This is a genomic window from Pseudomonas sp. P9_35 (genome assembly GCF_034008205.1).
GTDB classification, from domain to species: Bacteria; Pseudomonadota; Gammaproteobacteria; order Pseudomonadales; family Pseudomonadaceae; genus Aquipseudomonas; species Aquipseudomonas kilonensis.
Window position 1 is genome coordinate 6,015,096 of sequence record NZ_CP125373.1, and the last position, 24,839, is coordinate 6,039,934.

Here is a 24,839-nt window from a genome sequence, read left to right on the forward strand (position 1 = left end):
CGGACAATTGTCAGGGAGCGTTTCTGTGGGAGCGAGCTTGCTCGCGATGGCGTCAATCCAGTCAACACCGTCATGGACTGACATACTGCTATCGCGAGCAAGCTCTCTCCCACAGGGGACTGGTTTCGTCATTATGCTTTATGAATAGATCAAGATGACTGATATGCGCTCAAAACGACGACACATTGTGTCTTATTAACGTGTTCCACCCTCCCTAGAATGGCTGGCATCTTTCCTATACTCAGACACGAACACCGCGTCGAGTCGCCCACCAAGGTCAGCCATGAACAAGAACAATCGCCACCCAGCAGACGGCAAGAAGCCCATCACCATTTTCGGGCCGGACTTTCCTTTCGCCTTTGACGACTGGATCGAGCATCCGGCTGGCCTGGGCAGCATTCCCGCCCACAACCACGGTACCGAAGTGGCGATTGTCGGGGCCGGAATCGCCGGTCTGGTGGCGGCGTACGAGCTGATGAAGCTGGGTCTCAAACCCGTGGTCTACGAGGCGTCGAAGATGGGTGGGCGCCTGCGCTCACAAGCGTTCAATGGCGCCGAAGGGGTGATCGCCGAGCTGGGCGGCATGCGTTTTCCGGTGTCATCCACCGCGTTCTACCATTACGTCGACAAGCTGGGCCTGGAGACCAAACCGTTTCCCAACCCGCTGACCCCGGCGTCCGGCAGCACGGTCATCGACCTGGAAGGCCAGACCTACTACGCACAAAAACTGGCCGACCTTCCCGCACTGTTCCAGGAAGTCGCCGACGCCTGGGCCGATGCGCTGGAGGATGGCTCACGCTTCGGCGACATCCAGCAGGCGATCCGCGACCGCGACGTGCCACGCCTCAAGGAGCTGTGGAACACCCTGGTGCCCCTGTGGGACGACCGCACCTTCTACGACTTTGTCGCCACCTCCAAGGCCTTCGCCAAGCTCTCTTTCCAGCACCGCGAAGTGTTCGGCCAGGTCGGTTTCGGTACGGGCGGCTGGGATTCGGACTTCCCCAATTCGATGCTGGAAATCTTCCGTGTCGTGATGACCAACTGTGACGACCACCAGCACCTGGTGGTCGGCGGCGTCGAGCAGGTGCCCCACGGTATCTGGAACCACATGCCGGAACGCTGCGTGCACTGGCCGCAAGGGACCAGCCTGAATTCGTTGCACCTGGGCGCCCCACGCAGCGGCGTGAAGCGCATCGCCCGCGCGGCTGATGGCCGGTTCAGCGTGACCGACGTCTGGGACAACACCCGCGAGTACGCCGCCGTGCTGGTCACCTGCCAGAGCTGGCTGCTGACCACCCAGATCGAATGTGAAGAAGCGCTGTTCTCGCAAAAAATGTGGATGGCCCTGGACCGCACCCGCTACATGCAATCGTCGAAGACCTTCGTGATGGTCGACCGGCCATTCTGGAAGGACAAGGACCCGGAGACCGGCCGCGACCTGATGAGCATGACCCTGACCGACCGCCTGACCCGTGGCACCTATCTGTTCGACAACGGGGACGACAAGCCAGGGGTGATTTGCCTGTCGTATTCCTGGATGAGCGACGCGCTGAAAATGCTCCCGCACCCGGTGGAAAAACGCGTGAAGCTGGCCCTCGATGCCCTGAAGAAAATCTATCCCAAGGTGGACATCGCCGCCCGGATCATCGGCGATCCGATCACCGTGTCCTGGGAGGCCGACCCGCATTTCCTCGGCGCGTTCAAGGGCGCCCTGCCCGGCCACTATCGCTACAACCAGCGCATGTATGCGCATTTCATGCAGGACGACATGCCGGCCGAACAACGCGGGATCTTTATCGCCGGCGATGACGTCTCATGGACACCGGCCTGGGTCGAAGGCGCGGTACAGACCTCACTCAATGCCGTGTGGGGAATCATGAAGCACTTCGGCGGTGAAACTCACGCCGAGAACCCGGGTCCAGGTGATGTGTTCAATGAGATCGGTCCGATCGCCCTGCCCGAATAAAAGGAGTTATTGATGCGTGTAGCCCTCTACCAATGCCCGCCGCTGCCACTGGATCCGGCCGGCAACCTGCAACGCCTACACCAGGTGGCGTTGGAGGCCAGGGGCGCCGATGTGCTGGTGCTGCCGGAGATGTTCATGACCGGCTACAACATCGGCGTCGACGCGGTGAATGTATTGGCCGAGGTCTACAACGGCGAGTGGGCGCAACAGATCGCCCGCATTGCCAAGGCCGCCGGCCTGGCGATTGTCTATGGCTACCCTGAGCGCGGCGAAGACGGGCAGATCTACAACGCAGTTCAGCTGATCGACGCCCAGGGCGAGCGCCTGGCCAACTACCGCAAGAGCCACCTGTTCGGCGATCTCGATCACGCCATGTTCAGCGCCGGCGACGCCGCATTGCCCATCGTCGAGCTCAACGGCTGGAAGCTCGGCCTCCTGATCTGCTACGACCTGGAGTTTCCGGAAAATGCCCGACGCCTGGTCCTGGCCGGTGCCGAGCTGATCCTGGTGCCGACCGCCAACATGCAACCCTACGAATTCATCGCCGACGTCACCGTGCGGGCCCGGGCCATCGAGAACCAGTGTTTCGTGGCATACGCCAACTACTGCGGCCACGAAGGTGAATTGCAGTATTGCGGCCAAAGCAGCATCGCCGCACCGAATGGCAGCCGCCCGGCCCTTGCGGGGCTGGATGAGGCCTTGATCGTCGGAGAACTGGATCGACAACTGATGGACGATTCCCGCGCGGCCTACAACTACCTGCACGATCGCCGCCCTGAGCTTTACGGCGACCTGCACAAACACTGATTGAGGATTGAGAACGCGGCCTAATCCGCTAGCATGAGCGCATCTTTGTTCTGGAAGCGCTCATGCCGGCCCCCGACTCCCTCCGCCCCCACACTGAAACCCTGGCCAACGGCTTGCGGGTGACATTGCGTCACGTCCCAGGCCTCAAGCGTAGCGCTGCAGTGCTGCGAGTCGCGGCTGGCAGCCATGACGCGCCCCTGGCCTGGCCGGGATTGGCGCACTTGCTCGAGCATCTGTTCTTCCTCGGCACCGAGCGTTTTCCCGCTGGGGAGAACCTGATGGCCTACGTGCAGCGCCACGGCGGCCAGGTCAATGCGCGCACCAGCGAACGCACCACGGATTTTTTCTTCGAATTGCCACCTGCAACCTTCGCCGACGGACTGGAACGGCTGGGGGACATGCTCGCTCACCCACGCCTGGATGAGGCCGATCAGTTGCGCGAACGGGAAGTGCTGCACGCCGAGTTCATCGCCTGGTCCCAGGATGCTGCAGCCCAGCGACAGCTTGCCTTGCATGACGGCCTGTCGGAGACCCATCCGCTGCGGGGTTTTCATGCCGGCAATCGCGATAGCCTGGCGGTGACGCAAGCCGAATTCCAAAGCGCATTGCACGACTTCTATCGCCGCTTTTACCAGAGCGGCCAGATGACCCTGAGCCTGGTCGGCCCGCAGAGCATCGACGCCTTGAAAGCGCTGGCTGAACAGTTCGACAGCCACATACCTGCCGGCGAAGCGCTTGCCAGGCCGGCACCACCAAGGTTGATGGCATCGTCCCAGACGAGTTATCAACAGGCCCGCGAGGGTTGCCTTGATCTGCTGTTCGCCTTCGAAGACTTGCCCGCTGCCTCGCCTCAAGCCCTGGATTTTCTGTGTACGTGGCTGAACTCCAGCAAACCGGGCGGCTTGTTCGCCACGTTGCGTCAGCGCGACCTGGCTGACAGCCTCAAGGCCACCGCGCTGTATGAGTTTGCCGGGCAGGCGCTGCTGCACATCGAATTCAAGCACGCCAACGCTCCGGCAGCGGCGCAAATCCAAGCATTGCTGCACGACTGGCTGGGGTTCTTTGTCGCCCAGGACGACTGGGCGCCGTTGCGCGAGGAGTTCACCGCACTGTTGCAGCGCCGGCAAGAGACAGGATCGGCCTTGCAGGTGGCCCGCTGGGACGGTGAAGGACGTCACGGGCCGCTGTTGGCAAACGACCTGGTGAAGCTCAGGGAAATCCTCAAGCAACTGCACCCGGCCGATAACGTCGCGGGACAATGGCAACTGCCCGCGCCCAATCCGTTCCTGCAAACGCCAAGCGAAGCGCCCCGCGCCGGGCTGATACGCGGCCAGACCAGCGCCCACCGCGGCTTGCGAACCTTCGCCCAGGACCGCTCCCGGGGTCGTCGGGAACGCTCGCCCATGCAGTTCAGCCAGGCGCTGCCTGACAATGGTCGTGAAGGCGCGGTGTACCTGCGCTGGCAACTGACGACCCAGGCACCGCTGGACTTTCAATCCAGGCTCGACCGGCACCTGCAGGATATGCGGGAGGATGCTCGCCAGGCCGGTGTGGACGTCAGCTTCGAGCCCTCCGGTCATCAATGGCTGCTGAAACTGGTTGGCTTACAGGTGCCGATACCGTTGGTGCTCGAACACGTTCTGACGAAGCTTGCGCAACCGCTGCCAATGGCCCTGGCCAGTCACGAAACCCCGCCGATGCCGATTCGGCATCTGTTGAAGGCGCTGCCAGATCACTGCCGCCACAACCGCCAAGCGTCAGCGTTGCCAATGCCCGAAAGCGACCAAAGCGTGTGGACAACGGCCCGATGGGACGGGCTGTCCATCGGCCTGTCGGCGGCCACCCAAGGAGCGTTGGGCCCTGCGTTGGCCCGAGTGCCGGGCATTGCCGGCGATGAAGCCAGCCTGGCGCCGGCACCTCGCGGGCAACGCCTCTGGCATACGCTCCAGACTCACGGCGAAGAACCGGCCGTGTTGCTGTTTTGCCCGACAGCCACCCCGACACTGGCCGACGAAGCCGCCTGGCGATTGCTGGCACAGCTGTGCCAGACGCCGTTCTACCAGCGCCTGCGCGTCGAGTTGCAGTTGGGTTATGCGGTGTTCAGTGGGTTGAAGCAGATCGACGGGCAAACGGGGATGTTGTTCGGCGTCCAATCGCCCAGCCTTTCGGCGACGCAACTGAGCGCCCACATCGAACAGTTTCTGGCCGGGTTACCGACGTTGCTCCAGCAACTCGATGATGTCTCCCTGACCGGCCAGCAGCAGGCGCTTGCCGCCCAACTCCAGGGCACCGCCCTGCCCTGCGCCCAGGCCGCCGAACTGCTCTGGCAGGGCAAGTTGGCCGGCCACCCGTCGGATTATCTTGAGCAACTGTCCGCTGCCATCGTGTACCTGGATCGCACGCAGCTACAAATGGCCGCCCAACGTCTGATCGAGGCTGAAGGGGGATGGTATTGCCTGAGCAACGGAGCCTTCCCGGGAGAGCGCTGGCAAGCGCCCCAGTGATCATTGCAGGGGCCGTAATGAGCTTTCTTCGAGAATCGCGGCGAACGAAGATGTCAGATTTAGTAACATAGGCGCCTAAGCATCTGAACATCTCCGAACGGAGGTGGACTATATGTATAGGTCTCAACCGTTCTATCTAACGAAAGCATCCCAACCAAAGGAGTATTCCCATGTCCTGGTCCAAACCCGCATATATCGACCTGCGTATCGGTTTCGAAGTCACCATGTACTTCGCCAGCCGTTGAATGCTGCAGGCGGTTAAGCACGCAGCACTACGCCTCGGCCAGCCGAGGCGTTTTTATTTCGGTTTGCAGATGGAGCAGCCATGTTCGTCCAGATTCTAGGTTCTGCCGCCGGTGGCGGTTTCCCCCAGTGGAACTGCAACTGCGCCAATTGCGCAGGTTTTCGCGACGGCAGCCTGCGGGCCCAGGCGCGCACCCAATCGTCCATCGCCCTGTCCGATGACGGTGTGAACTGGGTGCTGTGCAACGCCTCCCCGGACATTCGCGCCCAGCTCCAGGCGTTCGCCCCGATGCAGCCGGGCCGGGCCCTGCGCGACACCGGCATTGGCGCGATCATCCTGATGGACAGCCAGATCGACCACACCACCGGCCTGCTCAGCCTGCGTGAAGGTTGCCCGCATCAAGTCTGGTGCACCGACATGGTCCATGAAGACTTGAGCACCGGCTTTCCGCTGTTCAACATGTTGACCCACTGGAACGGCGGGTTGAGCTGGAATCGCATCGAACTCGACCAGAGCTTCACCATCGCCGCCTGCCCGAACCTGCGCTTCACCCCACTGCCCCTGCGCAGCGCCGCACCGCCCTATTCACCGCATCGCTTCGACCCGCACCCGGGCGACAATATCGGGCTGATCGTCGAAGACCTGCGCACGGGTGGCAAACTGTTCTATGCCCCGGGCCTGGGCAAGGTCGACGAGTCGTTGTTGGCGATCATGGCCGGCAGCGATTGTCTGCTGGTGGACGGTACGATGTGGGACGACGATGAAATGCAGCGCCGTGGCGTCGGCACCCGCACTGGCCGGGAAATGGGCCACCTGGCCCAGAATGGCCCCGGCGGTATGCTGGAAGTACTGGAACAAGTGCCTGGGCCGCGCAAAGTCCTTATCCATATCAACAACACCAACCCGATCCTGGACGAAGATTCGCCCGAGCGGGCTGAACTTGTACGTCGAAAGATTGAAGTGTCCTACGACGGAATGAGTATTGAGTTGTAAGAAGGGCGGAACGATTGTGGGGGTGAAGTTGTGGTGTGTCAGCCAGGCATGATCCAGCTGGACAGGCCCCATCGCGAGCAAGCTCGCTCCCACACTGGTTTTGCTGTGAATCAGATATCCAATGCAACTCGAACTACTGTGGGAGCGAGCTTGCTCCGGGCGGCGATCCGACGATGGGGCTAGCCCTGACGCCACAGAACCCACGGGCATTTCCCGGAGAACCAAAATGACTGACACCCCCCTGTCCCCCGCCGAGTTCGAAGCCGCCCTGCGTGCCAAGGGCGCGTATTACCACATCCATCACCCGTATCACGTGGCGATGTATGAAGGCCGCGCGACTCGCGAGCAGATCCAGGGCTGGGTCGCGAACCGTTTCTACTATCAAGTGAACATCCCGCTCAAGGACGCCGCGATCCTGGCCAACTGCCCTGACCGGGAGATCCGCCGCGAGTGGATCCAGCGCCTGCTCGACCATGACGGCGCTCCCGGCGAAGACGGCGGCATCGAAGCCTGGTTGCGGCTGGGCCAGGCGGTGGGCCTGGACCCCGATCAACTGCGCTCCCAGGAGTTGGTGCTGCCCGGTGTGCGTTTCGCCGTGGATGCCTATGTCAACTTCGCCCGCCGGGCCTGCTGGCAGGAAGCCGCCAGCAGCTCGTTGACCGAACTGTTCGCCCCACAGATCCACCAGTCGCGCCTGGACAGTTGGCCCCAGCATTACCCCTGGATCGACCCGACCGGCTATGAGTACTTCCGCACCCGCCTGGGCCAGGCCCGGCGTGATGTAGAACATGGCCTGGCGATCACTTTGCAGCACTACACCACCCGCCAAGGTCAGGAGCGCATGCTGGAGATTCTCCAGTTCAAGCTGGACATCCTCTGGAGCATGCTCGATGCCATGAGCATGGCCTACGAATTGAACCGCCCGCCCTATCACAGCGTGACCGGGCAACGGGTGTGGCACAAAGGGATCACCTTATGAGTTTCGACCGCAGCAAAACCCCGCGCTGGCGCCCCGGCTATCGTTTCCAGTACGAACCGGCCCAGAAAGGCCACGTGCTGCTCTATCCTGAAGGCATGATCAAGCTGAACGACAGCGCTGCGCTGATCGGTGGCCTGATCGATGGTGAACGGGATGTCGCGGCCATCATCGGCGAGTTGGCGAAGCAGTTTTCCGACGTGCCGGAACTCGGTGACGACATCGAGCAATTCATGGAGGTCGCCCGTGCACAGCACTGGATCGAACTTGCCTGAGAGCACCGGTCTGCCGCCCAAGCCTGAAGTCGGCTTGCCGCTGTGGTTGCTGGCGGAGCTGACCTATCGTTGCCCGCTGCAATGCCCGTACTGCTCCAACCCGCTGGACTTTGCCGAGCAAGGCAAGGAGCTGAGCACCGAGCAATGGTTCAAGGTCTTTCGCGAAGCCCGCGAGATGGGCGCCGCACAGCTGGGTTTTTCCGGCGGCGAGCCGTTGGTGCGCCAGGACCTCGCCGAGTTGATCGGCGAGGCGCGCAAGCTGGGTTTCTATACCAACCTGATCACCTCTGGCATCGGCTTGACCGAACAGAAAATCAGCGACTTCAAAAAGGCCGGCCTGGACCATATCCAGATCAGCTTCCAGGCCAGCGACGAACAGGTGAACAACCTCCTGGCCGGCTCGAAGAAAGCCTTCGCGCAAAAACTGGAAATGGCCCGGGCGGTGAAGGCCCACGGCTATCCGATGGTGCTGAACTTCGTGACCCATCGGCACAACATCGACAAGATCGATCGCATCATCGAGCTGTGCATCGCCCTGGAAGCCGACTTCGTCGAGCTCGCCACATGCCAGTTCTACGGCTGGGCGCAGCTCAACCGCGTCGGCCTGCTGCCCACCCGGGAGCAACTGGTACGCGCCGAGCGTGTCACCAACGAATACCGCGCCAAGCTGCAAGCGCAAGGCAATCCCTGCAAGCTGATCTTCGTCACGCCGGACTACTATGAAGAACGCCCCAAGGGCTGCATGAACGGCTGGGGCAGCATTTTCCTCACCGTCACGCCGGACGGCACGGCATTGCCCTGTCACGGTGCCCGCCAGCTGCCGGTGCAATTTCCCAACGTGCGCGACCACAGCATGCAGCACATCTGGTACGAGTCGTTCGGCTTCAACCGCTTCCGCGGTTATGACTGGATGCCCGAGCCGTGCCGCTCCTGCGATGAAAAGGAAAAGGACTTCGGCGGCTGCCGCTGCCAGGCGTTCATGCTCACAGGCGACGCCAGCAACGCCGACCCGGTGTGCAGCAAGTCCGAACATCACGGGGTGATTCTCAAGGCGCGGGAAGACGCCGAGCACGCCACGCAAACCATCGAACAATTGGCCTTTCGCAATGAACGAAACTCGCGCCTCATCACCAAAGGCTGAGCCTTTCAGCGCCGCCCAGGCCGTTGCCGCCGGCACCGACTTCGCCGAACTGCAGCTCGGGCCTTTGGGCCTGTTCTGGAATGAATACCGCCCCGCAGACGGTGCCTGCCGGATCTGGCATTGGCAAGACGCCATGCCTCGCTGCCTGACACCGGACGGGTTCAGCGCGCGCAGCCGGGTCTATGAATATGGCGGTGGATCATTCTGCCTGAGCCATGACGGTGTGCTGTTCGTCAATGAGGCCGACCAGCAGCTGTACCACCAGTCCCTGAACGACGAACGCCCCGTAGCGCTGACCTCGGGTGACTGCCGTTATGGGGATCTGAGCTTCGCCGACGGCCAGGTATTGGCGGTGGAAGAACAGGCCAACCAGCATCGCCTGGTGTCGATCGGGCTGGTGGGTCATCAGCGACATCTGTTGGCCGAAGGTGCAGATTTCTACGCATCACCCACCGTGAGCCCGGACGGTCAGCGGCTCGCCTGGATAGAGTGGAGCCGTCCGCATCAACCCTGGACCGCAACGCGCTTGATGCTGGCCGAGCGCAACGCTACGGGTTGGGGTGCGCCGCGCTGTGTCGCGGGCAACGGTGAAGAAGAGTCCATCCAGCAACCGCGCTTCGATGCGGCCAGTCGTCTTTATTGCCTGACTGATCGCGGTGGTTATTGGCAGCCTTGGCTGGAGTCGGCCCAGGGCCTGGAACCGCTGCCTGCCGCCCAAGCCGATCACGCCCCAGCGCCGTGGCAACTGGGCGGCTGCACCTGGTTGCCGCTGGGCGAACACAGGTATCTGGCCAGTTGGACCGAAGCGGGTTTCGGGCGCCTGGGCCTGTGCCACGGTGACGATACCGATGAGGACTTCACCGGCACCTACACCCGCTTTCGTAGCCTGGCGCTGGATGAGCGGTTCATCTACGCCGTTGCAGCCTCGCCGACCCGCCCATCGGCGGTCATTACCATTGAGCGGCATAACCACGAAGTGGCCGTGCTGGCCGGCGGCGTCACGCCCTTGCCCGTCGAACAGATCAGCCGTCCTCGCACCCTGCGCTATCCATCCGCGTCAGGCGAGGCCCACGGGTTCTTTTACCCGGCCATGAACGCACCCGCAAAGCCGCCCTTGGTGGTGTTCATTCACGGCGGCCCCACCTCGGCCTGTTATCCCTTGTTCGACCCGCGTATCCAGTATTGGACCCAACGTGGCTTTGCCGTCGCCGATCTCAACTACCGCGGCAGCAGCGGCTATGGCCGGGCCTATCGGCAGGCGTTGCATCTGAATTGGGGCGTGGTGGATGTCGAGGACGCCTGCGCGGTGGTCGCGTATCTGGACGAACAAGGCCTGGTCGATGGCCGACGTGCGTTCATTCGCGGTGGCAGTGCCGGTGGCTACACGACCCTCTGTGCCCTGGCATTCCATGATGTATTCCGGGCCGGCGCCAGCCTCTATGGCGTGAGCGATCCTGTCGCCCTGGCCCGTGCTACGCACAAGTTCGAAGGTGATTATCTGGACTGGCTGATCGGCGATCCGCAACAGGACGTCGAACGCTACCACGCCCGCACCCCACTGCTGCACGCCGGGAACATCCATGTGCCGGTGATCTTTTTCCAGGGCGAGCTGGACGTGGTGGTCGTACCGCAGCAAACCCGCGACATGGTCAGTGCTTTACAGGCCAACGGCGTGGCGGTCGAGGCGCACTACTATCCCGATGAGCGCCACGGTTTTCGCAAGGCCGCGAACCAGGCCCATGCGCTGGAGCATGAGTGGTTGTTCTATCGCAAGGTGATGGATGGCCCCACATAAGGAGATGCCAAACCAATGTGGGAGCGAGCCTGCTCGCGATAGCAATGGTCCAGTCAACATCCCTATAGACTGATACACCGCTATCGCGAGCAGGCTCGCTCCCACAGGGCTCCCAACAAATCTTTAAATTCGCGCCAGGTTCTCAGCGCTTGGCGATGATGTACACCGCATGCACGATGCCAGGGATATAACCCAGCAGCGTCAGCAGGATATTCAGCCAGAAAGCCCCGCCGAAGCCGACCTGCAGGAACACCCCCAGTGGCGGCAGCAGGATGGCGATAATGATGCGAATGAAATCCATGGATGACTCCTGATCGACGATGGCCAAATTGCCATATAGCTCATTGACCCCAGGCCGCTCGCCAGGGTTCAGTGAAACGCAACCAGAAGCAGCCCCGATGGAGGGCGCCTGCCAGGAACAAAAAACGCAGGCAAAAGAAAACCCCGCCGAAGCGGGGCTTTGCAGACTGTTTCCCTGACATCCATTTCACTCTGCCGTCCTGGCAGAATCCTACGTGTCCTTGTTGTTACTTTGCGCGTCCTGCGCTACATCCATGGAAGCTAGATTAGCCCTGGATCCAATTCGCCGATAGGGGGAAAACGCCAGCACGATGTGTAAGCTAATGCTTACACATCGTCATGATTTCAGAACTGGCCGGCTTCCAGCAGGAACAGCGACTCGCTGCCCGCCTTGACCGAAGCGCTCAAGGAATGAATACGCGGCAGCAGGCGGGCGAAATAGAACCGCGCCGTGCCCAGTTTGCTCGCGTAGAAATCATCCTGGCTTTCTTTGCCCAAGGCCGCCCTGGCCATCAGCGCCCACATGTAGGCATATGCGGTGTAGCCAAACGCCTGGAGATACTCCACCGAGGCCGCGCCGATTTCATTCGGGTTGCTTTTCGCCCGGTCCAACAGCCAGTCGGTCAACTCGTCCAGCGAGTCGACAGCGCTGTTCAACGGCTTGATGAACTCCGCCAGATCGCTGTTCGCGGTGGCCGTGAAGTGACGGATTTCATCGGCAAACAACTTGTAGAACGCACCACCGCTGCCGACGATCTTGCGCCCCACCAGGTCCAGCGCCTGGATACCGTTGGTGCCTTCGTAGATCTGGGTGATACGCACATCGCGCACCAGTTGCTCCTGGCCCCATTCACGAATGTAACCGTGGCCGCCGAACACCTGTTGACCATGGACGGTGGTTTCCAGGCCCAGGTCGGTGAGGAAGGCCTTCGCCACCGGTGTCAGCAATGCCACCAGGTCTTCGGCGCGCTTGCGCGTGACTGGGTCTTCGCTGAACTTGGCGGTATCCAGTTGCATCGCCACGTAGGTGGAAAATGCCCGGCCGCCTTCGTTCGAGGCCTTCATGGTCAACAGCATCCGACGCACGTCGGGGTGGACGATGATCGGGTCAGCGACCTTGTCCTTGTTCTGCGCACCGGTTGGCGAGCGGCTTTGCAGGCGGTCACGGGCATATTCGATGGCGTTCTGGTAGGAACGCTCACCGGAGGCCAGGCCCTGGATACCGACGCCCAGGCGCTCGTAGTTCATCATGGTGAACATCGCCGCCAGGCCCTTGTTCGGCTCGCCCACCAGATAACCCACGGCTTCGTCGAAGTTCATCACGCAGGTGGCGGATGCCTGGATGCCCATCTTGTGTTCGATCGAGCCGCAGTTGGCCGCGTTGCGCGCGCCCAGGCTGCCGTCGGCATTGACCATGAACTTGGGCACCAGGAACAGCGAGATGCCCTTGGGGCCTGCCGGCGCGTCCGGCAGTTTCGCCAGCACCAGGTGAATGATGTTCTCGGTGAGGTCGTGTTCGCCGCCAGTGATGAAAATCTTCGTGCCGCTGACCTTGTAGGAACCGTCGGCCTGGGGTTCGGCCTTGGTGCGGATGATCCCCAGGTCCGTACCGGCGTGGGGCTCGGTCAGGCACATGGAACCGGCCCAGACGCCGGCGTACATGTTCGGCAGGTATGCCGCTTTCAGTTCTTCGCTGGCGTGGGCATTGATCGACAGGCAGGCGCCGGCGGTCAGCATCGGGTACAAACCGAAGGACAGGCTGGCGGAGTTGACCATTTCCTCGACCTGGGCCGAAACGGCCTTGGGCATGCCCATGCCACCGTACACCGGGTCACCGCCGACACCGACCCAACCACCTTCAGCGTAAGTCTTGTAGGCCTGTGGGAAACCTGCCGGCGTGGTGACGGCGCCGTCGGCCCAGTGGCAACCTTCTTCGTCAGCGGCGCGGCTGAGGGGCGCGATGCTTTTGCTGGTGACTTTGCCGGCTTCTTCAAGGATCGCTTCGACCGTTTCGGCATCCACGGTGTCGGCCAGCGCCGGCAATTGGGCCCAGAGTTTCGCGACCTCGAACACTTCATTGAGGACGAAGCGCATATCGCGCAGGGGCGCTTTGTAGTCAGCCATGGCAAACCTCGCAGGATCTAAACAGTTGGTTCGTAAAAGACGGTTTTCGCAATGGACTGAGTGTACCTCAACAACTTTTGCGACACATAGGGTCAACTCATGACTGTTTTGTTATTTTTAGTCACCATGAAAGATCGCAGGCTTCGCCAGCTCCTACAGAGAATACGCATTTCAATGTAGGAGCTGGCGAAGCCTGCGATCTTTGGCATTCCCTCTATCAAAGCGCAAACAACTCCGCCGGCAGCTTCATCAGGCAATCACTCCCCGCCTCGACGGCAGCCCGATGGGCGGTCGTGCGCGGCAACAGGCGCTTGAAGTAAAACTCACACGTCGCCAACTTGCCCCGGCAGAAATCCCCATCACCCTGGCCACTGTCGAGTTGCGCCTGGGCCACCAAGGCCATGCGCAACCACAGGTAGGCCAGGATGATGTAGCCGCTGTACATCAGGTAATCCACGGAGGCGGCCCCCACTTCATCGGGATTCTTCATGGCAGCCATGCCGACCCGGGTGGTCAGTTCGCCCCACTGCTGGTTGAGCCCGTCGAGTTGCTCGACGTAATCCTTGAGCTGCGGATGTCCGGCATTCGCGGCGCAGAATTTGTGGACGATCCGGGTAAAACCGCGCAACAACTTGCCCTGGCTGCCCAGCACCTTGCGCCCCAGCAGATCCAGGGCCTGGATGCCATTGGTGCCCTCGTAGATCGGCGCGATGCGGCAATCTCGCACCAACTGCTCCATGCCCCACTCACGAATGAAGCCGTGACCGCCAAACACTTGCATGCCGTGGTTGGTCACCTCCAGCCCGGTGTCGGTCATGAAGGCCTTGCAGATCGGGGTGAGGAACGCCAGCAGGTCCTCGGCCTCCTGGCGGGCGGTTTCGTCCGGGCTCAGGTGCGCGGTATCGAGCAATTGCGCGGTGAAATACGTCAGCGCCCGATTGCCTTCGTTGAAGGCTTTCATGGTCAGCAACATCCTGCGTACATCGGGATGGACGATGATCGGGTCGGCGACCTTTTCCGGCGCCTTGGGGCCGGTCAGCGCGCGCATCTGCAAACGGTCGTTGGCGTATTTGATGGCGCCCTGGAAGCTCGCCTCGCCCAGACACAGGCCCTGCATGCCGGTGCCGAGCCGGGCGTGGTTCATCATGGTGAACATGCAATTGAGGCCCTTGTTCGGCTCGCCGATCAGGAACCCCTTGGCCCCGTCGAAATTCAGCACGCAGGTGGCCGATGCCTTGATGCCCATCTTGTGTTCGATCGAACCACAGGACACGCCATTGCGCGGCCCGGCCTCACCCCTGGCGTCGGGCAGGAACTTGGGCACGATGAACAACGAGATGCCTTTGGTCCCGGCGGGGGCGTCCGGCAACTTGGCCAGCACCAGGTGGATGATGTTATCGCTCATGTCGTGTTCGCCGGCGGAAATGAAGATCTTGCTGCCGGAGATCGCATGGCTGCCGTCGGCCTGGGGCACGGCGCGGGTCTTGATGATGCCCAGGTCGGTGCCACAGTGGGCTTCGGTCAGGCACATGGTGCCGGTCCACTGGCCGGCGGTGAGTTTACTCAGGTAGGTCTGTTTCTGTTCTGCCGTGCCGTGGGCATGGATCGCCGACATGGCGCCGTGAGTCAGGCCCGGGTACATGCCCCAGGACGTGTTGCTGGAGCCGATCATCTCGCTGATGACCAGGCCCAGGGAGCTGGGCAGGCCCTGGCCGCCATACGCCGGGTCCGCCGCCAGCCCATGCCAGCCGCCCTCCACGTATTGTGCGAAAGCCTGCTTGAAGCCTGTCGGCGTGGTGACTACGCCGTTGTCGAAATGGCAACCTTCTTCGTCACCGGAGCGATTGAGCGGCGCCAGCACGTTCTCACAGAACCTGGCACCTTCTTCGAGGATCGCGCTAACCATGTCCGGGCTGGCATCGCTGGCGCCCAGTTCGGCATAACGGCCATGGAAATCGAAGACGTGATCGATCAGAAAGCGCATGTCACGCAGCGGGGCTTTGTACTCGGGCATGGTGGTTTTCTCCGGTAGCAGATCGTTGCAACCTACTGCCGGCCACCCAGGCTCACAATCACAGTCCAGACGCTGAATGCGCCGTCATCACTCAACCCGCGGCGGCTTCCATGCGCACCGCGCCGCGGCGGTTCTGGCCGAAGGCAACCACACAGTTACGCCCCGCGCCCTTGGCGTTATACAGCGCCTGGTCGGCGGACTTGAGCACTTCTTCAGGCGTGCGTTGCTCGAGGCGCTCCGCGACGCCGATGCTGACCGTCACCGAGACGCTGGACGCACCGGCGCCAGAACGGCGCTGACGGCCTTGTTGGTCGTCCTGGGGACGACTGTCGGGGTTGCGCAGTTGGATGGCGTACGTCTCGATGGACTGGCGGATGACTTCCAAATGGGGCATGCACTCGTCGATGGTCTTGCCTGCGAACACCAGGGCAAATTCCTCACCGCCGTAGCGATACGCCCTACCGCCACCGCCGATTTTCGATAATTTGCTGGCCACCAGGCGCAGGACCTGGTCACCCACATCGTGGCCGTGGGTGTCGTTGAATTTCTTGAAGTGGTCCACATCGCTCATCGCCAACACATAGTTGCGCCCCAGGCGCTGCATGCGTTCGTTCAGTGCCCGACGGCCTGGCAGGCCGGTGAGTTCGTCACGGAAGGCCATTTGATAGGCCTCATGGGCGACCGCCGCGGCGATCATCAACATCACCTGGCTGCACATGATGTTCAGGGTGAACGGCAGGATGAAGGTTTTCGGCAACATCCAGAACAACCCCAGCACCCCCACCAATTGCGCAGCATGCAGTGGCCGGGGGTTGCGCCAATATTGCCAGGCCAGCAGCAGGAACGCGGCGGCGAACATCGGGTAAGACAATTGGATCAAGCTCATCCAGGCGCCGTGCAACGCCGGCCAGCGGATCTCCGAAAGCCACAACAGCAAGGCTTGGGGAAAACTCTGCTCCAGGGCCAGCGCCACGCTGCCAAAGACCAGCAACACCGCGAACCGCGCCACCATGTCCTGAAACAAGTGCGTGCGCTCCTGCCACGCGGCGAACACCCCGAACAACAGCGGCAACAACAAGCAAACGAGATGGAACACCACCGCCGCGTCTTCGCGCACCTTGCCGTTATCGCGATAGAAGTCAGTCTGGGTGTCCAGCAGGAAATAGGCGATGTACACCGTGACCATCAGGAACAGTTCACGTTGACGTCGGTAGACCGCGCAATACGCCCCGCCCAGCAACAACACCAACGTGGGGAGCACGTTGAACAGCGAGGTGAAGAAAACGTTGAGATCCTTGACGTAGGCAGCCGCAAGCCCCGCCAGCAACAGCAGCAATGACGGTAGGAAATGGCTGAAACGTACAGCGGAAGAACGCGGCAAGGGTAAAGCTCCGACCCGGCTAATCAAAGATGGCATTGTGCCCGCAACAGGAGCAGTAAGGCACGCGAGATATGACAGATGTCACACTGCCATCGCTGTAACGGCAGAGGGGGCGGTTTTCTTAGGGTCGAGTTGGATGAATATTGTTTCAGGATCCTAGTTGATCCCTGCGGGAGCGAGCTTGCTCGCGATAGCGGTGCGTCAGCCATGAAGGTGCTGACTGAACAAACGCCATCGCGAGCAAGCTCGCTCCCACAAGGGCCTGCGGTGGATACAGATTTTGTGGCAGACATGAAAAAGCCGCTGCTCCCGAAGAAGCAGCGGCTTTTGGAAGAACCGCGTGAGGCTTAGTAGCCCAGCGCGAAGTCCTCTTCCTTCATGTCCATCAGGTTGTTGGCGCCCGACAGCATGGTTGCCACGTGGGTACGGGTACGCGGCAGGATGCGCTGGAAGTAGAAGCGCGCGGTCTGCAGCTTGGCGGTGTAGAAGGCTTCTTCAGTGGTGCCGGCTGCGAGTTTTTCCGCCGCAAGGCGCGCCATGTCGGCCCAGAAATAGGCCAGGCAGGCGTAACCGGAGTACATCAGGTAGTCCACCGATGCCGCGCCGACTTCTTCGCGATCCTTCATGGCCGCCATACCGACCTTCATGGTCAGCTCGCCCCATTCCTTGTTCAGCGCAACCAGGGGTTCTACGAACTCCTTGATCGCGTCGTTGCCTTCGTTGCCCTGGCAGAACTTGTGGACGATCTTGGTGAAGCCCTTGAGTGCCTCGCCCTGGGTCATCAGCACTTTACGGCCCAGCAAGTCGAGGGCCTGGATGCCGGTGGTGCCTTCGTACAGCATCGAGATACGGCTGTCGCGAACGTTCTGCTCCATGCCCCACTCGGCGATGAAGCCGTGGCCGCCATAGATCTGCACGCCGTGGTTGGCCGATTCGAAGCCGACTTCGGTCATGAAGGCCTTGGCGATCGGCGTCATGAATGCCAGCAGTGCATCGGCCTTTTTCTTCTCTTCTTCATCCACGCCGTACTTGACGATGTCGACCTGCTTGGCGGTGAAGTAGACCATCGCTCGGTTACCCTCGGCGAAAGCCTTCATGGTCAGCAGCATGCGACGCACGTCAGGGTGAACGATGATCGGGTCAGCGGCCTTGTCTGGCGCTTTCGGGCCAGTCAGGGAACGCATTTGCAAACGATCGCGGGCATATTTCAGGCCGCCCTGGAAACCGATCTCGGCGTGGGCCAGGCCTTGCAGTGCGGTACCCAGGCGTGCGGTGTTCATGAAGGTGAACATGCAGTTCAGGCCTTTGTTCGCCGGGCCGATCAGGTAACCGGTGGCCGCGTCGAAGTTCATCACGCAGGTGGCGTTGCCGTGGATGCCCATCTTGTGTTCCAGGGAACCGCAGCTCACCGCGTTGCGCTGGCCGATGGAGCCGTCGGCGTTAGGCAGGAACTTGGGAACGATGAACAGCGAAATGCCCTTGGTGCCAGCCGGTGCGTCCGGCAGGCGCGCCAGCACAATGTGGACGATGTTGTCGGCCATGTCGTGTTCGCCGGCCGAAATGAAGATCTTCGTACCGGAAACCTTGTAGGAACCGTCGGCCTGAGGCTCGGCCTTGGTGCGCAGCATGCCCAGGTCGGTGCCGCAGTGTGGTTCGGTCAGGCACATGGTGCCGGTCCATTCGCCGGAAACCAGCTTGGTCAGGTAAGCCTCTTGCTGTTCGGGCGTACCGTGCTCGGAAATCGTGTTCATCGCGCCATGGGACAGGCCCGGGTACATGCCCCACGACCAGTTGGCTTCACCGACCATCTCGCTGACCGCCAGGCCCAGGGATTCCGGCAGGCCTTGACCACCGTGCTCGACGTCGTGGGCCAGGCTTGGCCAGCCGCCTTCGACGAATTGCTTGTAGGCTTCCTTGAAACCCGTCGGGGTCTTCACCCCGGACTCGCTCCAGGTGCAACCTTCGATGTCGCCCACGCGGTTCAGCGGCGCCAGCACCTGCTCACAAAACTTGGCGCCTTCTTCGAGAATGGCGTCAACCATGTCCGGAGTTGCGTCCTGGCAAGCCGGAAGGCTCTGATAATGCGCTTCATAGCCAAGCAGTTCGTCACGAACGAAGCGAATATCACGCAAGGGGGCCTTGTAGTCAGGCATAGCGATAAACCTCTGCTGATGTAACCGGGAATGAACGACCGCGTGGATTTGTTGTAGCGGTCAAACAGTTGTTTGAAACATACGTTTACGCCCAAATCTTGTCAAGCGCCGATCTTTTGCCGTTCGTCATCAGCCTGAGAAAAATGTCGGACACGGGAAATCCATCGCTCTGAAGAATCCGCGATGCGCGTAGGAAAAGATTAGTTGAGCAATAAGACGTTAGAGACAAGAACGCCGCGAATAATCGCGGCGTTTTCGTAAATCTGAAGGGCAGGATCAGGCGAAGGTATCGATCAACGTACCAAGCATTTCGTCGGATGCCTTGGCGACGTTAACACCCAGTTGCACCTGGAACTTGCCTTGGGACAGTTCAACCATGTTACTGGCCAGGTCCGACTGCTGACTACGATCCACTGACCGCAGGCGATCAACCTGGACTTCGGACGACTGGCTGGTGACCGAACGCTCGATCGTATTGTTGGCGATCTGGCTGGAGGCCTGATCGACACGGTTCTGCCCTGTCTGAATCGTGCTCAGACCGGCATAGAACGCGGTACTTCCTGAGATTTCCATGGCAGAGCTCGTCTTCTTGAAGGGTCGACAATGGCCATTGAAGCAGAACCCCAAGGAAAAGGCCCGACAAAAACACTAATGGCACAGTGCCTTGTCATAGTGAAAACCTTCCCTTGGATGATTAATCCAGCAGATCCAGGTGCAGATGCGCGGCCACGATATCGGCAGTGATGCCTTTGACCCTCGGTACTCGCCCCAGGCAAGGCGCCGGGAGGCGTTCGGCCAGGGTGGCGAGGTTTTCTTCCAGGCGCGAGGTCTTGGGGTCGATGATATTCGCCACCCAACCGGCCAGTTGCAGGCCGTCCCGGGCGATGGCCTCGGCGGTCAGCAGCGCATGGCTGATGCACCCCAGGCGCACGCCCACCACCAGGATCACCGGCAGGCCCAGGGCCATTGCCAGGTCCGAAAGATTATCCTGATTGGCCAACGGCACACGCCAGCCGCCCGCGCCCTCTATCAAGGTGAAATCGGCCTCCAGGGCCAGCACCTCACGCATCGGCCCCAGCAAGGATTGCACCGTCAGCGCCACGCCGGCTTCCCGGGCGGCCAGGTGCGGCGCGATGGCCGGCTCGAATGCCAGCGGATTGACCTGGGCATACTCAAGCGGCACCGAGCACTCGGCCAGCAGCGCCAGGGCATCGGCATTGCGCAGGCCCTTGGGCGTGACCTCGCAACCGGAGGCCACGGGCTTGCCGGCGGCGGTGCTCATACCGGCCTGTCGCGCGGCGTGCAGCAGGCCTGCCGCGACGGTGGTCTTGCCCACGTCGGTGTCAGTGCCGGCAATGAAATAGGCCTGGCTCATAGCGGTTTCTCCAAAACGGCGTAGACCACCTGGTAAGTCGCCGGCAGTCCCTGCGCCTGACGAAACTGCTCGTAGGCTTCAACCAGCGCCAGGATCCGCGCCCTGCCGGTCAAGCCGCCGGGGCGACCGGGGTTCAGATTGTGGGCGCCCAAGGCTTTCAATTCGTGAGTCAGACTGCGCACGTCGGGGTAATGCAACACATGGGGACGGTTTTCCAGACTGACGACATTCAGCCCACTGTCCGTGCAAAGGTGTTGATACGTCTCGAACCCACGGAAACGGTTGACGTGTACCAAGCCATCCACCTGACGCCAACTGTCGCGCAATTCGTACAAAGTGCCTACGCAGAGGCTGGTGAAGGCAAACACCCCACCCGGTTTCAACACACGATGGGCCTCGCTCAGCACCGCGGCAAAATCCGCACACCACTGCACCGCCAGGCTGGAGAACACCAGGTCACAGCTCGCCGCTTGCAAAGGCAACCGCTCAGCATCACCAGCGACAAAATGTGCCGCGCCACCTTGGGGACGCGCATGGTTGAGCATGCCTTCGGCGATATCCAGTGCCAGTCCGTTTGTCTCACCGAAACGCGCGCCCAGCGCCCGGGTGAAATAACCGGTGCCGCAGCCCAGGTCCAACCAACGTTGCGGCATGAATGAGGACGGCAAGCGCCCGAGCAATTGCTGGCCCACGTCGCGTTGCAGTTCGGCCACGCTGTCGTAACTGGTCGCTGCACGGGAAAACGAAGCCGCTACCTGGCGCTTGTCAGGCAAGGCACCGGGCAATGGGGGAAGAGACAAATCAGTCATCACCGGACTCATGCAAAAAAGCCTGGATCGCCGCCGCGACACCGTGCGGGTCTTCCAGAAGGAATCCGTGGCCGGCCTGTTCGATCAGGCCGATTTCGACATCCGGCAACAAGACCAGCAATTCACCCGCGGCTTCGGCCGGTACCAGGGCGTCAAGCCCGGCAAACAAATGCAGTTGCGGGCCGCGAAAGCGCTGCAACGCGGCGCGTGTGTCCAGTTGCGCCAGCACTTCAAGCCCAGCCATCAAGACCTCGGGTGAAGTACTCGGCGCCCCGGCCAACAACAACCGCGACAACCCGCGTGGGTCGCTGCAACCCTGGGCACACAACAAACTGAAGCGCTTGAGGGTCTGGCGTGGGTCGGCCGCACAGCCGGCGAGAAAACCATCGAAGGTTTCTCCATCCATCGCGCTCGGCCATTTCTCATGGGCGACAAAGGACGGATTGCTCGCCAGGGTCAGCAAGCCGCAGCAGCGCTCACCCCGACGCGCCGCCAGCGCCGAAGCCAGCATGCCGCCCAGGGACCAACCGCCCAGCCAGGCGTCCTGGGGCACGGTGGCGTCCAATTCTTCGAGCCACTCATCCGGATCGTTCGATAGCAGCGCCGGCAAGGGTTCGATTTCCACCCGCAAGTGTTCGTCGAGCCCTTGCAACGCCGCCGCCAGCGGCTCCAGCGGTGAAACTCCCAAGCCCCAGCCCGGCAGCAATATCAGTCGATCACGCATCGCTTGGCTCCGGTCCCAACAGGGCAAAACACTCGGCCAGTGCATTCAACAACAGCTGCACCTGAGCCTCGCTGTGGGCGGCGGTCAGGGTCACGCGCAAACGGGCGCTGCCGGCCGGTACGGTGGGTGGGCGGATCGCCGTAACCATCAGCCCGCGCTCACGCAGCATTTGCGACAAACGCATGGCCCGTCCCGCATCGCCAATCAGGATCGGCTGGATCGGCGTGAAGCTGTCCATCAATTGCAGGCCGATCTGCTCGGCGCCGTGGCGGAACTGACGAATCAGTACCTGCAAGTGCTCGCGCCGCCAATGCTCGCTGCGCAGCAGCTCAAGGCTCTTGAGCGTGGCGCAGGCCAGGGCCGGCGGTTGGCTGGTGGTGTAGATGTAGGGGCGAGCGAACTGGATCAGGCTTTCGATCAGTTCTTCACTGCCGGCGACAAAAGCCCCGGCGGTGCCAAAGGCCTTGCCCAGGGTGCCCACCAGCACCGGCACGTCATCCTGGCTCAAGCCAAAATGCTCGACGATACCGCCGCCATGGGCCCCCAGTGGACCGAAGCCGTGGGCATCGTCGACCATCAGCCAGGCGCCCTTGGCCTTGGCTTCACGAGCCAGGGCCGGCAGGTCGGCAATGTCGCCGTCCATGCTGAACACGCCGTCGGTGACCACCAGGGTATTGCCGGTGGCTTTCTCCAGGCGGCTGGCCAAACTCTGGGCATCGTTGTGCAGGTAACGGTTGAAACGCGCACCGGACAACAGCCCGGCATCGAGCAGCGAAGCATGGTTGAGGCGGTCTTCCAGCACCGTGTCGCCCTGCCCCACCAGCGCGGTGACCGCGCCGAGGTTGGCCATGTAGCCGGTGGTGAACAGCAACGCCCGTGGACGGCCGGTCAGGTCGGCCAAGGCTTCCTCCAGGGCGTGATGAGGACTGCTGTGGCCGATCACCAAATGGGAGGCGCCACCACCGACACCCCAACGGAGCGCCCCGGCGCGCCAGGCTTCGATCACTTGCGGGTGATTGGCCAGGCCCAGGTAATCGTTGTTGCAGAACGCCAGCAACGGCTGGCCGTCCACCACCACTTCCGGGCCCTGCGGGCTTTCGAGCAGCGGGCGCTGGCGATAGAGGTTGTCGGCACGACGGGCAGCCAGGCGTGCGGCGAGATCGAAGGGCATGCAGGCCTCAACTGTTTAAAGACTGGCCAAAGCCCCTTGTGGGAGCGAGCTTGCTCGCGATGAGGCCATTACATTCAACATTTCTGTCGGCTGTTATACCGTCATCGCGAGCAAGCTCGCTCCCACAGGGTCTTGCATTCCAATCCGGGAATCGGTGAGTGGTCAAACAGCGGCGTTATAGAACTGCTCGCTGCTCTTCTGCTCCACCAGCGCCTGTTCAATCGCCGCCTGGTGCACTTCGTCGGCATGTTCTTCGCGGGCTTCGGGCTGGATGCCCAGGCGTGCGAACAACTGCATGTCCTTGTCGGCTTGCGGGTTGGCGGTGGTCAACAGCTTGTCGCCGTAGAAAATCGAGTTCGCACCGGCCAGGAACGCCAGGGACTGCATTTGCTCGTTCATCGCTTCACGGCCGGCGGACAGGCGCACATGGGACTGGGGCATCATGATCCGCGCCACGGCGAGCATGCGGATGAAATCGAATGGATCGACGTCCTCGGCATTCTCCAACGGCGTGCCGGCGACTTTGACCAACATGTTGATCGGCACCGATTCCGGGTGCTCCGGCAGGTTCGCCAGTTGGATCAGCAGGTTCGCGCGGTCGTCCAGGGACTCGCCCATGCCGAGGATGCCGCCGGAGCAGATCTTCATCCCCGAATCACGTACATAGGCCAGGGTTTGCAGGCGCTCGCTGTAGGTGCGGGTGGTGATGATGCTGCCGTAGAACTCCGGCGAGGTGTCAAGGTTGTGGTTGTAGTAGTCCAGGCCGGCCTGGGCCAGCGCTTCGGTCTGTTCCTGGTCGAGGCGGCCCAGGGTCATGCAGGTTTCCAGCCCCATGGCCTTCACACCCTTGACCATTTCCAGCACATACGGCATGTCCTTGGCCGACGGATGCTTCCAGGCCGCGCCCATGCAGAAACGGGTCGAACCGATGGCCTTGGCCCGTGCAGCCTCTTCGAGGACCTTCTGCACTTCGAGCAATTTCTCTTTATCCAGGCCGGTGTTGTAGTGACCGGACTGCGGACAATATTTGCAATCTTCCGGGCACGCGCCGGTCTTGATCGACAGCAACGTGGAAACCTGGACGCGGTTGGCGTCGAAGTGCGCGCGGTGCACGGTCTGCGCCTGGAACAGCAGGTCATTGAATGGCTGGACGAAGAGTGCTTTGACTTCGGCCAAAGACCAGTCATGACGCAGGTTGGCAGTGGTGCTGGCGCTCATGGGCATTTCCTTGATTATGCTTGGCTGGCGCCTGGGGCATGGAATACCCACAGGCGCGACACGGATGTTCGGCATATTTAAGGAAGAGTCATGCGCTGTCAACCACGATACAAAGGACCGGTTTACATCTGGTTAAAAAATAAACAATTTTGCCTGCTGTGCGGCGAAAGCACCGATACGCCGCAGCCTATCTGCACCCCCTGTGAAAGCGAGCTGCCCTGGCTCGGTGATCAATGCAGCGTCTGCGCCTTGCCGCTGCCCATGGCCGGATTGCGGTGCGGACAATGCACCTCGCGACCGCCGGCCTTCGAACGGGTCCTGGCGCCCTGGGCCTACGACTTCCCGGTGGACAGCCTGATCACCCGTTTCAAGCATCAGGCGAAATGGCCCCTGGGCCGGCTGCTGGGCGAACTGCTGGCGCAGTCGCTGCAACATCATTTCGACGAAGGGCTGGAACGGCCCGACGCACTGGTACCGGTGCCACTGGCGACCCGCCGTTTGCGCCAGCGCGGTTTCAACCAGGCAGCGCTGCTGGCCCGCTGGCTCAGTGGGCCGTTGGCGATCCCTTGCGAAGAGAACCTGCTGCGACGCACCCAGGACACCCCCGCCCAACAGGCCCTCGATGCCAGGGCTCGGCGGCGAAACCTGCGCCAGGCCTTTGCCCTCGCGCCCCAGGCTGCGTTGCACAACCGTCACTTGGCGTTGGTCGACGACGTGCTCACCACGGGCGCCACCGCCCAGGCACTGGCTGCCCTGCTGCTCGACGCCGGCGCTGCGCGGGTCGATGTGTACTGCCTGGCGCGCACGCCGAAACCCGGAGAGTCGGCTTGACGGGCCGCGCCCAAGGCGCCAACGTCCGCTCATCGACC

Annotated in this window: 21 protein-coding genes; 10 read left to right on the forward strand and 11 right to left on the reverse strand. The window is 61.8% G+C overall.

Going from position 1 to position 24,839, the window contains the following annotated elements:
• Positions 1-283: 283 nt before the first annotated feature.
• The 9 genes from QMK47_RS26840 (at position 284) to QMK47_RS26880 (ending at position 10,701) form a co-directional block, all read left to right on the forward strand.
• Positions 284-1,966: a flavin monoamine oxidase family protein gene (locus QMK47_RS26840; protein WP_320389541.1), complete on the forward strand. Its 1,683-nt coding sequence runs from the start codon at positions 284-286 to the stop codon at positions 1,964-1,966.
• Between the two features lie 12 nt (positions 1,967-1,978).
• Positions 1,979-2,773, forward strand: a complete 795-nt coding sequence (locus QMK47_RS26845) for a carbon-nitrogen hydrolase family protein (protein ID WP_258689545.1) — start codon at positions 1,979-1,981, stop codon at positions 2,771-2,773.
• Between the two features lie 62 nt (positions 2,774-2,835).
• Complete coding sequence (gene pqqF, locus QMK47_RS26850; protein ID WP_320389542.1) at positions 2,836-5,277, forward strand: pyrroloquinoline quinone biosynthesis protein PqqF; 2,442 nt, start codon at positions 2,836-2,838, stop codon at positions 5,275-5,277.
• 170 nt (positions 5,278-5,447) lie between these two features.
• Entirely contained in the window at positions 5,448-5,522 is a 75-nt protein-coding gene (pqqA, locus tag QMK47_RS26855) for a pyrroloquinoline quinone precursor peptide PqqA (RefSeq protein WP_003177660.1), read from the forward strand.
• Between the two features lie 80 nt (positions 5,523-5,602).
• A complete protein-coding gene (pqqB, locus tag QMK47_RS26860; RefSeq protein ID WP_053189961.1) occupies positions 5,603-6,514 on the forward strand; it encodes a pyrroloquinoline quinone biosynthesis protein PqqB in 912 nt (303 codons plus the stop codon).
• A 226-nt stretch (positions 6,515-6,740) separates the two neighbouring features.
• The gene (gene pqqC / locus QMK47_RS26865) at positions 6,741-7,493 is read left to right on the forward strand and encodes a pyrroloquinoline-quinone synthase PqqC (RefSeq protein ID WP_253469969.1); all 753 of its coding nucleotides are present in this window, start codon (positions 6,741-6,743) and stop codon (positions 7,491-7,493) included.
• Positions 7,490-7,765: a pyrroloquinoline quinone biosynthesis peptide chaperone PqqD gene (pqqD, locus tag QMK47_RS26870; RefSeq protein ID WP_320389543.1), complete on the forward strand. Its 276-nt coding sequence runs from the start codon at positions 7,490-7,492 to the stop codon at positions 7,763-7,765. Before pqqC ends, pqqD begins: the two co-directional genes overlap by 4 nt.
• Positions 7,737-8,906, forward strand: a complete 1,170-nt coding sequence (pqqE, locus tag QMK47_RS26875; protein WP_320389544.1) for a pyrroloquinoline quinone biosynthesis protein PqqE — start codon at positions 7,737-7,739, stop codon at positions 8,904-8,906. The genes pqqD and pqqE overlap by 29 nt, the downstream gene beginning before the upstream one ends.
• Entirely contained in the window at positions 8,872-10,701 is a 1,830-nt protein-coding gene (locus QMK47_RS26880) for a S9 family peptidase (RefSeq protein WP_320389545.1), read from the forward strand. Before pqqE ends, QMK47_RS26880 begins: the two co-directional genes overlap by 35 nt.
• A gap of 142 nt (positions 10,702-10,843) precedes the next feature.
• Here QMK47_RS26880 and QMK47_RS26885 read toward each other — a convergent pair whose 3' ends face one another.
• From QMK47_RS26885 to bioB, 11 genes are all read right to left on the reverse strand, one after another.
• Complete coding sequence (locus QMK47_RS26885; protein ID WP_003177654.1) at positions 10,844-11,002, reverse strand: YqaE/Pmp3 family membrane protein; 159 nt, start codon at positions 11,000-11,002, stop codon at positions 10,844-10,846.
• A gap of 344 nt (positions 11,003-11,346) precedes the next feature.
• A complete protein-coding gene (locus tag QMK47_RS26890) occupies positions 11,347-13,125 on the reverse strand; it encodes an acyl-CoA dehydrogenase C-terminal domain-containing protein (protein WP_258689550.1) in 1,779 nt (592 codons plus the stop codon).
• Between the two features lie 217 nt (positions 13,126-13,342).
• Complete coding sequence (locus tag QMK47_RS26895) at positions 13,343-15,139, reverse strand: acyl-CoA dehydrogenase C-terminal domain-containing protein (RefSeq protein WP_253469982.1); 1,797 nt, start codon at positions 15,137-15,139, stop codon at positions 13,343-13,345.
• A 91-nt stretch (positions 15,140-15,230) separates the two neighbouring features.
• Positions 15,231-16,520, reverse strand: coding sequence for a GGDEF domain-containing protein (locus QMK47_RS26900; RefSeq protein WP_253469985.1), 1,290 nt, complete (start codon positions 16,518-16,520; stop codon positions 15,231-15,233).
• 347 nt (positions 16,521-16,867) lie between these two features.
• A complete protein-coding gene (locus QMK47_RS26905) occupies positions 16,868-18,673 on the reverse strand; it encodes a phenylacyl-CoA dehydrogenase (protein WP_253469988.1) in 1,806 nt (601 codons plus the stop codon).
• A gap of 276 nt (positions 18,674-18,949) precedes the next feature.
• Positions 18,950-19,246 carry a pyrroloquinoline quinone biosynthesis protein PqqE gene (locus tag QMK47_RS26910; RefSeq protein WP_214509874.1) on the reverse strand — a complete coding sequence of 99 codons (297 nt, stop codon included), beginning with the start codon at positions 19,244-19,246 and terminating at the stop codon, positions 18,950-18,952.
• A gap of 121 nt (positions 19,247-19,367) precedes the next feature.
• Positions 19,368-20,048, reverse strand: coding sequence for a dethiobiotin synthase (bioD, locus tag QMK47_RS26915; RefSeq protein WP_253469991.1), 681 nt, complete (start codon positions 20,046-20,048; stop codon positions 19,368-19,370).
• A complete protein-coding gene (gene bioC / locus QMK47_RS26920; protein ID WP_320389546.1) occupies positions 20,045-20,857 on the reverse strand; it encodes a malonyl-ACP O-methyltransferase BioC in 813 nt (270 codons plus the stop codon). The genes bioD and bioC overlap by 4 nt, the downstream gene beginning before the upstream one ends.
• The gene (locus tag QMK47_RS26925) at positions 20,850-21,581 is read right to left on the reverse strand and encodes an alpha/beta fold hydrolase (RefSeq protein WP_253469995.1); all 732 of its coding nucleotides are present in this window, start codon (positions 21,579-21,581) and stop codon (positions 20,850-20,852) included. The genes bioC and QMK47_RS26925 overlap by 8 nt, the downstream gene beginning before the upstream one ends.
• Positions 21,574-22,752 (reverse strand): 8-amino-7-oxononanoate synthase, encoded by a 1,179-nt coding sequence (gene bioF / locus QMK47_RS26930; RefSeq protein ID WP_253469998.1) that lies wholly within the window; start codon positions 22,750-22,752, stop codon positions 21,574-21,576. The genes QMK47_RS26925 and bioF overlap by 8 nt, the downstream gene beginning before the upstream one ends.
• 162 nt (positions 22,753-22,914) lie before the next feature.
• Positions 22,915-23,970, reverse strand: a complete 1,056-nt coding sequence (gene bioB / locus QMK47_RS26935) for a biotin synthase BioB (RefSeq protein ID WP_063324077.1) — start codon at positions 23,968-23,970, stop codon at positions 22,915-22,917.
• Positions 23,971-24,060: 90 nt separating this feature from the next.
• Between bioB and QMK47_RS26940 the strand changes: the two genes are divergently transcribed.
• On the forward strand, positions 24,061-24,801 hold the full coding sequence (locus QMK47_RS26940; RefSeq protein ID WP_258689556.1) for a ComF family protein: 741 nt from the start codon (positions 24,061-24,063) through the stop codon (positions 24,799-24,801).
• Positions 24,802-24,839: the final 38 nt, after the last annotated feature.